Here is a 13,599-nt window from a genome sequence, read left to right as displayed (position 1 = left end):
ACACCGCTCGATATCGAACCGTGTCCTGAAAATCACGGCGCGACGGACAACCTCCACAGCGGACACACCCTCTGCATAGGCGGCGGGTGCATGGGCAGCCTTTGACGGTTCCCCCCTTCCCAGGGCCGGGCCCCGCCACTGTCAGCGTTCTGCTTTGGAGGGACCCCCGTGCACTCCGCACTCCGCCGCCACCCCGCCCGGTTCATACCCGCCCTCGCAGCGGCGGCCGGTCTGCTGACCGCGTGCGGCGGCGGCGCCGGCGCCGGCGCCACGAAGGCCGACGAGCCGCCGGCCAAGGTGACCGTCACACCGGCCGCGGGCAGCAAGGCGGCCAAGCTCGGCTCGGCGATATCCGTGCGGGCCGCCGGCGGCAAGCTGACCTCGGTCGAGGTCAAGGACGACAAGGGCGGCACGGTCGACGGCCGGATCTCCGGTGACGGCACGTCATGGACCTCCAACGGCAAGGTCAAGCCGGCGACGACCTACACCGTACGGACCCGGACGACCTCCGACCAGGGCCGGAAGGCCGCGGCCAGCTCGACCTTCACCACCGAGAAGGCCGACAAGATCAACAAGCTCACCAACACCCCGGGCGGCGGCCAGACCGTCGGCACCGGAATGCCGATATCGATCCTCTTCGACCACCCGATAGCCCAGGACCGGCGGGCCGAGATCGAGAAGGCGCTGAAGGTCACCACCCAGCCGAAGGTCACCGGCGCCTGGGGCTGGGTCAAGGACTACTCCGGCAAGGACCGGATCGACTGGCGCCCCAAGGACTACTGGCCGAGCGGCACCAAGGTCTCGGTGAAGGGCGGGCTGTCCGGCATCAACTCGGGCGACGCCGGCGGCTGGTTCGCCCGCGACTACGACTTCGGCTTCACCATCGGCAAGGACCGCAAGGCCGTCATCGACGTACCGGCGCACCGCCTGACGATGTACGAGGACGGCAAGAACGTCGGCAGCATCACCGGCTCGGCCGGCTCCCCGCAGGACCCGACCCGCGGCGGCGTGCACACCGTGCGCAGCAAGAACGCCGCCGAGACGATGGACTCCGCCACCATCGGCCACGGCGACGAGTGGATGCTGGACTCGCAGTGGGTCACCCACCTCACCGCGTCGGGGACCTTCCTGCACTCCGCCCCGTGGAACAAGTCCCTCGGCGTCGTCAACAACAGCCACGGCTGCTTCGGCATGACCACCTCGGACGCCAAGAAGGTCTACGACTTCCTGACCATCGGCTCCACGGTCGAGGTGAAGGGCACCTCCAACCCCAACAAGACCGACGTCGGCAACGGTCTGGAGGTCTGGCAGGAGAGCTGGCAGCAGTGGCAGCAGCGGAGCGCCCTGAAGTAGTCACGGGGGACACGGTGCCTTCCGGCCTCGGCCGGGCCGGAAGGCGGGCCGGTCAGCGGATCCCGTCGGCCGTACGGCGGTAGGTCGAGCGCCGGTCGTCGATGGCCGGCCAGCGGTCGCCGTACACGGTGTCCAGGATGCCCGGCTCCCGGAGGAAGTCGTGCGGGAAGCCCAGCGGCACCGCGCTCACCCGGTCGAGCCAGGCCCGGGCGTCCGCGTCCAGCTCGACGTCGACACTGGCGAGGTTGTCGGCGAGCTGGCTCTCCTTGGTGGCGCCGATGATCGGGATGATGTTGCCGGGCCGGCCGCGCAGCCAGGCCAGCGCCACCTGCGCCGGGCTCCAGCCGCCCCGCTCGGCGACCTCCAGCACCGTGCCGACGGTCTCCTCCTCGTTGTAGTCGCGGGTGACCTCGGAGTCGACGGTGGTGAGCCGGCCCTCTTCGCCGCGGCGGTACTTGCCGGTGAGCTTGCCGGCCGCCAGCGGCGCCCAGGCCAGTACGGCCAGGTCGAAGGCGCGGGCCTGCGGCAGGAGTTCCCGTTCGGGGGTCCGCTCCAGCAGGTTGTAGCGCAGCTGTGAGCCCGCGAAGGCGGTCCAGCCGCGCAGTTCGGCAAGGGTGTTGGCCTGGGCGATCTCCCAGGCCGCCCAGTCGGAGACGCCGACGTAGAGCACCTTGCCGGCCCGCACCACGTCGTCGAGCGCCCGCATGACCTCCTCGACCGGGGTGAAGTTGTCCCGGGCGTGCACCCACAGCACGTCGAGGCGGTCGGTCCGCAGCCGGGCGAGGCTGGCCTCCACCGAGCCGATCAGGTTCTTGCGGTGGTTGCCCGCCGCGTTCGCGTCACCCTTACGGGTGACACAGGTGTACTTGCTCGCCAGGACGAAGGCGTCCCGGCGGCCCTCCAGGAGTTCCCCCAGCATCCGCTCGGAGGAGCCCCCGGTGTAGTTGTTGGCGGTGTCGAGGAAGTTGCCGCCCGCGTCGGCGTAGGCGTCCAGGATCCGGGCGCTGGTCTCCTTGGGGGTGCCCCAGCCCCATTCCTCGCCGAACGTCATCGTCCCCAGGCTCAGCTCGCTCACCCGCAGGCCGGTCCTGCCGAACAGTGTGTAGCGCACGTGGCTCCCTTCGGTCCGCTCTGGCCGCTTGTGGTCGCCACGCTAGGAGCTGACGGTCCGTCGGGGGCAGGCCATCGGCGCGTACGGGCCCGCGTGTCACCGTGCGTCGCCCCGGTGGACGGTGCCGTGCCGGGGCGCCCGCGCGTGCGGCGGGCGCCCCGTCCGGGTTTCGGTCAGCCGGTGATGATGGCCGGGTCGCTGACGCCGACCTCGCCGTTCTCCACATGGCCGGCGAACCGGCGCAGGAAGGTCTTGTCGGTGTCGGAGGTGATCGACAGGTCGTACCAGCGCTTGCTGGCCCGCAGGTCGATCTCCTGCTTGACGGTGGCTCCGGCGCGGACCGGGTAGGTCTGCGAGGCTCCGCCGTAGGCGTTGGTGACCGTGAGGTGGACGTCGGTGCTGCCGTGGTTGGTCAGGGTGAGGACCAGGCGGCCGGCGGTCCCGTCATGACGGGCGGTCACCTCGGGGCCGGTCTTCTTGCCGTCGCCCTTGAAGGTGCGCAGGAAGCCGTTCGGCCCGAAGACGGACAGGTCGTAGACGCCCTTGGAGTAGGAGGTGTTCCAGGTGTCGGAGATCTTCTTGCCGGCCTCCGTGGTGTACGTCCAGGGGCCGTCGGTGCGGTTGCCCGCGGTGACGGTGAAGCATGCCCCGGCCCGGTCGCCGGCGCTGAAGGTGAGCGTGTAGCGCCCGGTGGAGGCGGTGCCGGCGCCGTCGACGAGCGGTGCGTACGGCAGCGGGCGGGACGGCCGGGAGCCGGGCTCCTGCTTGGGCAGCACCGGGTTGGCGGGCGGCTTGGGGACGTAGCTTTCGTGCCGGTTCTTGTCCGGCGGCTGGTAGCCGTCGGTGTCCGGGAGGGTGGCGGGCTTGGTGTTCTCCAGGGAGAAGTCGAAGGCCGAGGTCAGGTCGCCGCAGATGGCCCGCCGCCAGGGCGAGATGTTGGGCTCGTGCACCCCGAAGCGGCGCTCCAGGAACCGGATGATGGAGGTGTGGTCGAAGGTCTCGGAGCAGACGTAACCACCGGTGCTCCAGGGGGAGACGACGAGCATCGGCACGCGCTGGCCGAGTCCGTAGGGGCCCGCCGAGTAGGAGGCGTTGCCGCCGAAGTAGTCGAGCTTGGTGTCCACGGTGGACAGGCCCTGGTCGGCGGAGGCCGGCGGGTAGGGCGGGATGATGTGGTCGAAGTAGCCGTCGTTCTCGTCGTACGTGATGAACAGGGCGGTCTTGCTCCACACCTCGGGGTTGGAGGTGAGCGCGTCCAGGACCTGGGAGACGTACCAGGCGCCGTAGTTGGCGGGCCAGTTGGGGTGCTCGGAGAAGGCCTCGGGGGCGGCGATCCAGGAGACCTGGGGCAGCTTGCCGGCCTTGACGTCGGCCTTGAGCCGGTCGAAGTAGCCGTCGCCCTGCTTGGCGTTGGTGCCGGTGCGGGCCTTGTCGTAGAGCGGGTCGCCGGGCTTGGCGTTGCGGTACTGGTTGAAGAAGAGCAGCGAGTTGTCGCCGTAGTTGCCGCGGTAGGCGTCCTCGATCCAGCCCCACTTGCCGTTCGCGTCCAGGCCGTCACCGATGTCCTGGTAGACCTTCCAGGAGATCCCGGCCTTCTCCAGCCGCTCCGGGTACGTCGTCCAGCTGTAGCCGGCCTCTTCGTTGCCCAGGACCGGGCCGCCGCCGGAGCCGTCGTTGCCGACGTGGCCGGAGAACATGTAGTAGCGGTTGGGGTCGGTGGCCCCGATGATCGAGCAGTGGTACGCGTCGCAGATGGTGAACGCGTCGGCCAGCGCGTAGTGGAACGGGATGTCCTTGCGGGTCAGATAGGCCATCGTGCCGGTGCCCTTGGCGGGGATCCAGCTGTCGTAGTTGCCGTTGTTCCAGGCCTGGTGGCCGCCCGCCCAGTCGTGGTTGAGGCCCTCGATGAACTGCATGCCGAGGTCGTCGGCGTCGGGGTGGTAGGGCAGGACGTCCTTGCCGCCGTCCGGCTGGTGCCACACGGACTTGCCGCTCTCCAGGATGACCGGGCGCGGGTCGCCGAAGCCCCGGACGCCCTTCAGGGAGCCGAAGTAGTGGTCGAAGGAACGGTTCTCCTGCATGAGCACCACGACGTGCTCGATGTCCTTGATGGACCCGGAGCTGCGGGTGGCGGGGATGGCAGCGGCGCGGGCGATGCTGCTGGACAGTGCCGAAATACCCGCGGTGGCGCCGGCGATCTGAAGGAATCGCCGCCGATTGAGTTCAGGCATGAGTCTGGGGACCTCGCGATACGTGGGGTGCTGCTAATGGGGGGACGGTGCTGTTCGGTTGTGTGAGGTGCTGTGCGATGACAGCGTCAGCAGAGTGTTCCAAGAGGAACGAGCATCAGGGAAGGGGGGGTGTCGGATGTGTGACGGATCGCCGTACGGGCAGCGAACTCCCAGGTGGGAGCGGTCGGGTGAAACGGCGCAAGACCCGTTCGGTGAACGCCGCGAGGCCTCTTCGGTGCACGGCCCCGGTGGCCGCCCGGTCCGTACCGGGAGACGGGCGGCCACCGGCGTTCCTCAGCCCGGCAGCACCGCCGGGCAGCCGTGGCGGGTCAGCCGGCCGGTGCGGTGCGGCCCGAGGAGGACCGCGCCGCACGCCGGGCCCGGCGCGGGGAGGGTGAGCCAGGGCAGTGCGGGCAGTCCGGCCGGCCGGGACGCGTCCAGGGCGGCACGGTCAACACCTTGCTCAGGGTGATACCGATCCCGCAGAAGGTGTTGTGGAGCCCGTCATGCGTGGCGGCGAGGCGGTCACCGGAGAGCCGGACGACGGTGTCCCTCTCGAACGGGTAGGTCCGGAAATGCCCGGAATTCAGACCTGCCGCACCACGGAGGCGGGGCGCCGCCGGGTCGCGGAAGGGCGGCGGGGCGCCGGAAAGGCGGCCGCCGTGGACCGGTACCGGCGCGGGGTGGGACGGGCCGGTCAGCGGGCGGGCGCACGGGGAGGCCGGGGCGCCCTGCCGGGGCCGGCCGGAGAGGCAGAGCTCGTCGGAGTGGTGGCCGCCGGGTGGTGCGGATGCTCCGCAGGTCCGGCGGCTTCGGGCGCGAGCCGGGTGCCGGGACCGGCGGTCGCGGAGGCCGCGACCGGCACCGCGGTCACCGGTCGGCCCTCGGGGGCTCTCCGCCCGCGCGCCGTGCGCGACGAGCACGCCGAGCCGCAGCGCGGCCAGCCACAGCAGCCGGAACGGGACCGCCGAAGGGCGGTGCCGTCGCCCGAAGTTGAGGCTCCGGGCCGTTGCCATGCCGTGAGCGCAACCGCAGCGGACGGCCGGCGTCCGGGGCAACGGCCCCTAAAGGGGCGGATATCGGCCGATGGGCGAGGCGTGCCGGGGCGTGCCGGGGAGGACACCCCGCCGGGTTCGGTGACCGGGGCCCCGCCCTGTCGCGGCCGTATCAGGCGAGGCGGGCGGGCTCGGCGAGCGGTTCGGCGGGTACGGCCGGCACGGCGGGTACGGCCGGCGGGACCGCCGGCTGGCCCTTCTCGTCGGGCACGCTGCGCAGCGGGGTGCGGCCGGTCAGCCGCGTCTTGCGGGCCGCCTCGATGCGCCGGGTGAACCAGATGACCTTGCCGTCGGGGGTACCGCAGGTGCCCCAGCTGTCGCTGAGCGCGGCGACCCGGGAGAGCCCGCCGCCGGCGGCGCTCATCAGCTTCGGCAGCCGCGGGCCCTCGTCGGCGACGGAGGTGGTCAGATTGCGGCCGGACCAGCGGAGTTCGACGACGCAGCGGGCCTCGGGGCCGATGTGGCGATGGACGTTGGTCAGGAGTTCCGCCACTCCCCGGCATACGGGCGGGATATGGAGCTCAAGGTCCCAATACCTCAGGTGCGCGGCCAGGATCCGCTGGATCTGCGGCACGCGTTCCGCCGAAGCATGCAGTTCGACCGTGTAGTGCCGGTCGCTGGGAAGTGTCATGTCGTGGCTCCTCACCGCGAGAGGCTCACGTCCTTCACCTCGTTGGACCAACGAACCCCGAACACGAAGAGTGAGCATCTGGTACGTATGGGTCATCTGTCATGCTGGCCCGGCCACCCGGGGCCCGCAACAGCTCAGCAGCCCCGGAGCCCCCGGCGCTCACCTGATACGGCCCTCTCACAAGTGGGGCAGCACCTTGTCGGGGGTGAGCGGGATGTCGCGCAGCCTTACTCCAGTCGCGTGCCAGACGGCGTTGGTGACGGCCGCCGCGGTGCCCACGATGCCGATCTCGCCGATGCCCTTGCTGCCCATGGGGTTGAGGTGCGGATCCTCCTCCTCGACCCAGTAGGCCTCGATCCGCGGCACGTCGGCACAGGCCGGCACGTGGTAGCCGGCCAGATCGCACCCCGCGAAGCCGCCGAACTCCGGGTCCACCTCGCTGCCCTCGGTGAGCGCCATGCCCAACCCCATGGTCATCCCGCCGATGAACTGGGAGCGCGCGGTACGGGGGTTGAGGATCCTCCCGGTCGCGAACACGCCCATCAGGCGCCGCACCCGGACCTCCCCGGTGACCGTGTCGACCTGCACCTCGGCGAAGGTGGCGCCGAAGGAGTGCCGGGCGTACGGGGACCGCTCGGAGGTCTCCTGGCGGGTGTCCGCGGCGACCGTGAACCCGTCGGCGGGGAGCGGCCCGACATGGTCCCGCAGCCGCGCCCGCAGCGCCGTGCACGCCTTGTGGACCACCCAGCCCCAGGAGCCGATGCCGGCCGAGCCGCCGGCCAGCATCGCGGGCGGCAGATCGCTGTTGCCGATCTCGATCCGCACCCGGTCCTCGGGGACCATCAGCGCACCGGCGGCGATCTGGGCGAGGACGGTACGGGCGCCGGTGCCGATGTCGGTGGCGTTCACCCGGATCCGGAAGGTGCCGTCGCGGTCGGCGTGCGCCTCGGCGTCGGACCCGGCGATCAGGACCGGGTAGGTGGACGCGGCGACTCCGGTGCCGAGCAGCAGATCGCCCTCGCGGCGCACGCCGGGCCGCGGGTCGCGCGGCAGCCAGCCGAACCGCTCGGCGCCGTCGCGCAGACAGCCCACGAGGTGCCGGCTGCTGAAGGCCCGGTCGCTGTCCGGCTCGGTGTCCGGTTCGTTGCGCATCCGCAGTTCGAGGGGGTCCATGCCCAGTTGGACGGCGAGTTCGTCCATGGCGGACTCCAGGGCGTACATGCCGGGGCACTCGCCCGGGGCGCGCATCCACGAGGGGGTGGGCACGTCGAGCGGGACGACGCGGTGCACGGTGCGGCTGTTCGGCGAGGTGTACATGACGCGGGCGGGCACCGCGGCCTGCTCGACGAACTCCGCGACGGTGGAGGTGTGGGTGGCGCTCTCGTGGGACAGCGCGGTGATCACGCCGTCGTTGCCGGTGCCCAGCCGGACCCGCTGGATCGTCGGGGCGCGGTGGCCGACCACCGCGGGCATCTCCCGGCGCGGCAACGAGACCTTGACCGGCCGCCCGGTGTGGCGCGCGGCCATCACGGCGAGGACGACCTGCGGGCGCGGCGTCCCCTTGGAGCCGAAGCCCCCGCCGACGTGCTCGGAGACCACGGTGATCTCGCTCTTGTCCAGCTTGAAGAGGGCGGCCAGGTCCTCACACACCTTGGTGGCCCCCTGGCTGGAGTCGTACACCGTCAGATGCCCCTCGCTCCAATGGGCGGTCGAGGCGTGCGGCTCCATCGGGTGGTTGTGCAGCGGGGGCACGTGGTAGGTCGCGTCCACGGTGACCGGCGCGGCGGCGAACGCCTCCTCGAAGTCGCCGCGTTCCCGCGTCCCCGGATACCCGCCGTTGGCCTTCTCCGGCTCGTACAGCCGCGGGTGGTCGGCCCGCAGCAGGACGTCGCAGCCGTCGTCGGTCTCGTACGTCACCCGGACGGCCTCGGCGGCCGCGCGGGCCGTTTCGATGGTGTCGGCGACCGCGAGCGCCACGTACCAGCCGCGGTGCGGCACCCGGTCCTCCTGGAGCAGCGACAGCGTGGGGTCCTCGGCGGCGGCGAGCCGGGGCGCGTTCTCGTGCGTCAGCACGGTGATCACACCGGGCAGTGCGAGTGCCTCCGCGGTGTCCACGGCGGCGACCCGGCCGCGCGGGATGCCCGCGGCGACCGGCCAGCCGTAGGCGCAGCCCGGCGGCGTGTGTTCGGCCGCGTAACGGGCGGCACCGGTGACTTTCTGCCGGCCCTCCCGCCGGACGAGCGGTTCGCCCAGAGGGTACGGGGGTGGGCCGAGCGGGAAGGTGTGGGGGCTCATGAGCGGGTCCTTCGGACGAGCGGGGGATGGGACGCGGTGACGGGGAGGTCAGCCGCGGGCGGGTGGGGCCGCCAGTTCGGTCAGGACCGCGACGGCGAGGTTGCGGGCCAGCGGGACCTTGAAGCCGTTGTCGCGCAGCGGCTCGGCGGCCGCGAGTTCCGCCTCGGCGGCGCGGGCGAAGGTGTCCTCGGTGGCGGGGGCGTCCCGCAGCACCTCTTCGGCCGCGCGGGCCCGCCACGGCCGGTGCGCGAGCCCGCCGAACGCCAGCGCGGCCCGCCGTACGACACCGTCCCGGACGTCCAGTACGGCCGCGACGGAGGCGAGCGCGAAGGCGAACGACGCGCGGTCGCGGGCCTTGCGGTAACGGGACCGCACTCCGCCGTCCGCGGGCGGCAGTTGCACGGCGGTGATCAGTTCACCGGGCCGGATCACGGTGTCCTGTTCGGGGTGGTCGCCGGGCAGCCGGTGGAACTCGGTCACCGGCACGCTCCGCTCGCCGTCCGGGCCGTGCAGATGGACGGTCGCGTCGAGTGCGGCCAGCGCCACCGCCATGTCGGAGGGCTGGGTGGCGACGCAGTGCGCGGAGTGGCCCAGTACGGCGAGGTCGCGGTGGATGCCCTCACGGGCCGGACAGCCGGTTCCCGGCTCGCGCTTGTTGCAGGGCTTGGAGACGTCCTGGAAATACAGGCAGCGGGTGCGCTGCAGCAGATTGCCCCCGGTGGTCGCGGTGTTGCGCAGCTGGCCCGAGGCACCGGACAGCACCGCCTGCGACAGCACCGGGTAGCGCTCCCGCACGGGGACCGCCGCGGCCAGGGCGCTGTTGCTGACCATCGCCCCGATGCGGAGCCCGCCGTCCGGCAGTTCCTCGATGTGGTCCAGCGGCAGCCGGGTGACGTCGATGAGCAGACCGGGCTGCTCCACGCCCAGTTTCATCAGGTCGACGAGGTTGGTGCCCCCGCCGAGGAAGCGGGCTCCCGGTTGCCCCTCGGCGGCCCGTACGGCCTCCTCGACGCTGGTCGCCCGCACGTATCCGAACGGCTTCATGACGTCACCCCCTGGTCGGTGGACACGTCATGGACCGCCTCGACGATCCGTGGGTACGCCCCGCAGCGGCACAGGTTCCCGCTCATCCGCTCGCGGATCTCCTCGGCGGTCAGCTCCACCGGCCCGCCCGAGGGCGCGTCGGCGGGGGTGACGTGGGACGGGAAGCCGTCGGCCGCCTCCTGGAGCACTCCGGCGGCCGAGCAGATCTGGCCCGGGGTGCAGTAACCGCACTGCAGCGCGTCCCGCTCCACGAAGGCCTCCTGGAGCGGATGCAACCGCTCCCCGTCCGCGAGCCCCTCGATAGTGGTGATGTGCCGCCCGTCCTGGGCCACGGCCAGCATCAGACAGCTGTTGGCGCGCCGGCCGTCGACGAGCACCGTGCAGGCGCCGCACTGGCCGTGGTCGCAGCCCTTCTTGGCCCCGGTGAGACCGAGGTGCTCACGGAGCACGTCCAGGATCGTGGTCCGGTGGTCCAGGGTCAGCTCGTAGGCGGTTCCGTTGACGTGCAGAACCAGCGCGGAGCGCTGCTCGGCCGCCGCTTCGGCGGGCCGCTCGGACGGGGCGGGCCGGGCGGTGGCCGTCCCGGCGTGCGTTCCGGCACCGGTCCCGGAACGCGCGGCGCCCGCCGCCCGCGCCCCTCCGGCATCCGCCGGTCGATTGGTGGGCTGCACTCGCTTCTGCCTTTCCTCGCTCCGTTCCCCCCTTGCGTGTCCCCCGGTCCCCGGTCCTCCGGTCCCCCGGTCCCCCGGTCCCCCGGTCCCCCGGTCCCCCGGTGACGTACACCCGGGGCGTTGCCCTGCTGGGGTGCCCCCTTGCTGCCGGGTCCTGTTTTGTTGCCGGGTCCTGTTTTGTTGCCGGGTCCTGCTTTGTTGCCGGTCCCGTTGTTGCTGGGTCCTGTTTTGTTGCCGGCTCCCGTTGTTGTGGGCTCTCGCTACGGGGTTCCGCTGGCGCTTGGCCTCCTTCTCGGCCCGCTGGCGCTTGCCCCTCTTTTGGTTTTCCCCGCCGCCCACCCCCCTTCGGGGGGTGGGCGGGTGAGGACGGCCGGTCGCCCCACCAGCGGGGCCAGTCGCCCCACCAGCGGGGCCAGTCGCCCCACCAGCGGGGCCAGTCGCCCCACCAGCGGGGCCGGTCGCCCTTGCCCGGGCGTTCGGGCGCCGTCCCGGCCTTCGGGCTCCGCCCTGGGCTCCGGGTGACGTCCTGAGCTCCGCATGCCGCCCTGGACTCCGCATGCCGCCCTGGGCTTCGGATATCGCCCTGGGCGGGCCCGGTGGCCGGGCTAGCGGGACTCCAGGCGGAGTTCGACCTCCTTCTCCTGGTCACCGGCGGCCATGCCGAGGATGTGCACGGTGAACGCCGGCTCCAGGCCCTTGCACAGCTGGTCGACCGCCCAGTAGCCGCCCTGGAGGCTGACCAGCACCGGCGCGGTCAGTCTGCGGGGCTCGGCCTCCGCCTTGTGTGCGCTCACGTCGATGGTCGAGGTCCACACCGTCGGCCCGGCCCCCGCCACTTCCTCGGGCACGTCGTCGGCGGCCCGGTCGGAGGCGAAGGTGGTCCGCAGGGCGCTGAAGACGGCGTGCGCGTCCTGCGTCGCGCAGCTTTCCAGCTCCACCACCACCTCGGCCGATACATGTTCCGCGTGTGACGCCTGTTCCGCGCTGTTCACTGTGGGGCCTTCCTCTGTGGGCCTTCCTCTGGGAGCCGAACGCTTCCAGGCTCGCCCCCCGGCTCGCTCTGTGCGACCCGAGGCTCGAACGAGTGGTTTAAACGGGCGCAACGGCGCGGCGCGCACCAGGGGAATTACGCTGAGTAATCACAGCGAGCATTCTGTAACCGCCCACGGCCGCCGGCGCCGCGCACCCCTTGTTCCCGCTGCCTCTTGTTTCCCGTTGCGCTGCCGGCAATCCACCGCAGTCCGTCCCCGAGCAGTCCAACGGTCCAGCAGAAGTCCCTGAGCAGCCCCTAAGCAGTCGACGAGCACTCCCTGAGCAGCCCCTGAGCAGTCCGGGAGGGCGTCCGTCCTCTGTCGGCTTCCTCGATCCCTCTCCCAAGGAGCCCACGTTGACCAGCACCGTCATCGACCAGAAGGTCACCAGCTACAGCGTCCGCCATGCGCTCTGTATGGCGCGCGCCGCCGAGCTCGCGTACAAGGATGAGCCGGCCATCGACGAAGCCGCCCGGAATTGGGGCTTCGAGCGGGTGCGCCACCACCACACCACGTTCCGCCCGCCCTTCCCGCTGGAGGACACCCAGGCGTACACCCTGGGCGGCCGCGACATGATCATTACTGCCTTCCGGGGCACCGATCCGGCGAACATGCGCGACTGGCTGTCGGACACGACGACCCCGCCCTGGCCGGGCCCCGGCGGCAAGGGGTACATCCACTACGGCTTCGGCGAGGCGCTGGCGTCCGTATGGCCGCAGGTGCACGCCGCGATCCACGAGTTCCGCGACAACGGCCAGACCGTCTGGTTCACCGGCCACAGCCTGGGCGGCGCGCTGGCCATGCTGGCCGGTGCCCGGCTGCATTTCGAAGAGCCGTATCTGACGGCCACCGGTGTCTACACCTTCGGTCAGCCGCGGACCTGCGACCGGCTGCTGACGGAGGAGTTCGACGCGGCCTTCACCGACCGCATGTACCGCTTCGTCAACAACAACGACATCGTGCCCCAGCTCCCTCCGGAGCCCGCGTTCCACCACGTGTCCGCGCCGCGCTACATCGACTCCAAGGGCAAGATCCACACCGGTATGCCGGTGATCACCGGCCTCTTCGACCACGCCAAGGGATACATCGCCGACCTGCTCGCGCCCACGTCCGACGGTGTCCGGGACCACTTCATGGCCGCGTACATCACCGCATTGGAGAAGAACCAGAACTGATCACCGCGCTGGAGAAGAACCAGAAACAACGGCGGCTCCTCGGCGCGGAGCCCGCCCCGCCAGGTCACCCGCCCCGCCAGGTCACCCGCCCCGCCAGGTCACCGCTCCCTACGGGCCACCTGTCGCACCGGCCACCGCTCCCTACGGGCCATCCGTCGCGCCGGTCATCGCTCCCTACGGGCCATCCGTCGCACCGGTCATCGTTCCCGGCGGGTGCGGGCCGGAGCGGTGAACGGGACGTCGGCGGCGCGGGCGACGATCTCGACCTCGTCGCCCAATGCCCATTCGGCGGCGCGGGAGTTCATCGCGGCCGGCACGACGTCGCTGATGCCCGGGGCCGCGGGGATGTCGTAGGTGGCGTGTGCGTCGTGCGGCAGGACCACGCGGTAGTCGTGGGCCAGGGCCGTACGGGCGGTCGCGCTGACGCACATCTCGGAGAGCACCCCGCAGATCGCCAGCCCCTCGACGTCCGCCGCCTCCAGCAGGTCGCCCAGTGCCGTGCCCTCGAAGCCGTCGTCCTGCGTCTTGCGGACCACGGTCTCGCGTGGCCCCGGCTCGACGGGGAGGTGGAGTTCCCAGCCGGGGGTGTGCGGGGCGTCGACGGTCCCGGGCTCGCCGTCGTTCTGGAGGTGGATGACGAGGGCCCCGGCCGCCCGGGCCCGGGCGAGCAGGTCACGGCTCCGGTCGAGCACCCGCGCCGCGTCCGGCACCGCGGCCTCGCCCGCCACGAAGGCCGACTGGATGTCGACGAGGATCAGCGCCTCGACGGCGCCGACCGGCGCGCCGGCGGCCGCACCCCCGCCGCCCTCCAGGGTGTCGGCGTCGCCCGTGGTGCCGGCGCCCGTGGCGGCGTCGTCAATGGTCCTGGTGCAGGTCTCGTCGGCCGCGTCGGCAGTGGTGGTCATGATGACCATGGTGTGGGGGGAGCGTGCCCGTCCGTACCGGCGGGGGCTCGATCCGGCCACGGGCCGCCTCCCCGGCGTCCCGGTTTCCCCCGGCCTC

10 protein-coding genes and 1 pseudogene are annotated in these 13,599 nt (G+C 71.9%); 2 read left to right on the top strand and 9 right to left on the bottom strand.

The genetic code is table 11. The features are described from left to right. Nucleotides 1-168 precede the first annotated feature (168 nt). A complete protein-coding gene (locus AB0G35_RS19755) occupies nt 169-1,353 on the top strand; it encodes an Ig-like domain-containing protein (RefSeq protein ID WP_360950630.1) in 1,185 nt (394 codons plus the stop codon). Between the two features lie 52 nt (nt 1,354-1,405). Here AB0G35_RS19755 and AB0G35_RS19750 read toward each other — a convergent pair whose 3' ends face one another. The 8 genes and pseudogenes from AB0G35_RS19750 to AB0G35_RS19715 form a co-directional block, all read right to left on the bottom strand. Next, entirely contained in the window at nt 1,406-2,464 is a 1,059-nt protein-coding gene (locus AB0G35_RS19750; protein ID WP_360950627.1) for an aldo/keto reductase, read from the bottom strand. A gap of 173 nt (nt 2,465-2,637) precedes the next feature. Then, nucleotides 2,638-4,695, bottom strand: a complete 2,058-nt coding sequence (locus AB0G35_RS19745) for a phosphocholine-specific phospholipase C (RefSeq protein ID WP_360950624.1) — start codon at nt 4,693-4,695, stop codon at nt 2,638-2,640. Between the two features lie 294 nt (nt 4,696-4,989). Beyond that, nucleotides 4,990-5,261: pseudogene (locus AB0G35_RS19740) on the bottom strand (MFS transporter); the annotation flags it as partial. 601 nt (nt 5,262-5,862) lie between these two features. Continuing rightward, complete coding sequence (locus AB0G35_RS19735; protein WP_360950621.1) at nt 5,863-6,381, bottom strand: ATP-binding protein; 519 nt, start codon at nt 6,379-6,381, stop codon at nt 5,863-5,865. Between the two features lie 177 nt (nt 6,382-6,558). Continuing rightward, a complete protein-coding gene (locus AB0G35_RS19730; protein ID WP_360950618.1) occupies nt 6,559-8,676 on the bottom strand; it encodes a xanthine dehydrogenase family protein molybdopterin-binding subunit in 2,118 nt (705 codons plus the stop codon). 48 nt (nt 8,677-8,724) lie between these two features. Continuing rightward, entirely contained in the window at nt 8,725-9,720 is a 996-nt protein-coding gene (locus AB0G35_RS19725; protein ID WP_360950615.1) for a xanthine dehydrogenase family protein subunit M, read from the bottom strand. Continuing rightward, on the bottom strand, nt 9,717-10,391 hold the full coding sequence (locus AB0G35_RS19720) for a 2Fe-2S iron-sulfur cluster-binding protein (protein WP_360950612.1): 675 nt from the start codon (nt 10,389-10,391) through the stop codon (nt 9,717-9,719). Before AB0G35_RS19720 ends, AB0G35_RS19725 begins: the two co-directional genes overlap by 4 nt. 605 nt (nt 10,392-10,996) lie before the next feature. Then, a complete protein-coding gene (locus AB0G35_RS19715) occupies nt 10,997-11,383 on the bottom strand; it encodes a hypothetical protein (RefSeq protein ID WP_360950609.1) in 387 nt (128 codons plus the stop codon). A gap of 395 nt (nt 11,384-11,778) precedes the next feature. On the opposite strand from AB0G35_RS19715, the gene AB0G35_RS19710 reads away from it, so the two are divergent. Continuing rightward, on the top strand, nt 11,779-12,597 hold the full coding sequence (locus AB0G35_RS19710; RefSeq protein ID WP_360950606.1) for a lipase family protein: 819 nt from the start codon (nt 11,779-11,781) through the stop codon (nt 12,595-12,597). 197 nt (nt 12,598-12,794) lie between these two features. On the opposite strand, the gene AB0G35_RS19705 is transcribed toward AB0G35_RS19710, so the two are convergent. Then, nucleotides 12,795-13,502 carry an isochorismatase family protein gene (locus tag AB0G35_RS19705; RefSeq protein WP_360950603.1) on the bottom strand — a complete coding sequence of 236 codons (708 nt, stop codon included), beginning with the start codon at nt 13,500-13,502 and terminating at the stop codon, nt 12,795-12,797. Between the last annotated feature and the right edge of the window lie 97 nt (nt 13,503-13,599).

The organism is Streptomyces sp. NPDC021749, from assembly GCF_040640655.1.
Taxonomy (GTDB): Bacteria; Actinomycetota; Actinomycetes; order Streptomycetales; family Streptomycetaceae; genus Streptomyces.
This window is presented reverse-complemented; position numbering and strand designations above follow the sequence as displayed.

Bases quoted from the DNA above. Each gene is read 5' to 3' on its own strand.
- AB0G35_RS19745 (WP_360950624.1), bottom strand. From the start codon at position 4,695: ATGCCTGAACTCAATCGGCGGCGATTCCTTCAGATCGCCGGCGCCACC.
- AB0G35_RS19735 (WP_360950621.1), bottom strand. From the start codon at position 6,381: ATGACACTTCCCAGCGACCGGCACTACACGGTCGAACTGCATGCTTCG.
- AB0G35_RS19730 (WP_360950618.1), bottom strand. From the start codon at position 8,676: ATGAGCCCCCACACCTTCCCGCTCGGCCCACCCCCGTACCCTCTGGGC.
- AB0G35_RS19725 (WP_360950615.1), bottom strand. From the start codon at position 9,720: ATGAAGCCGTTCGGATACGTGCGGGCGACCAGCGTCGAGGAGGCCGTA.
- AB0G35_RS19705 (WP_360950603.1), bottom strand. From the start codon at position 13,502: ATGACCACCACTGCCGACGCGGCCGACGAGACCTGCACCAGGACCATT.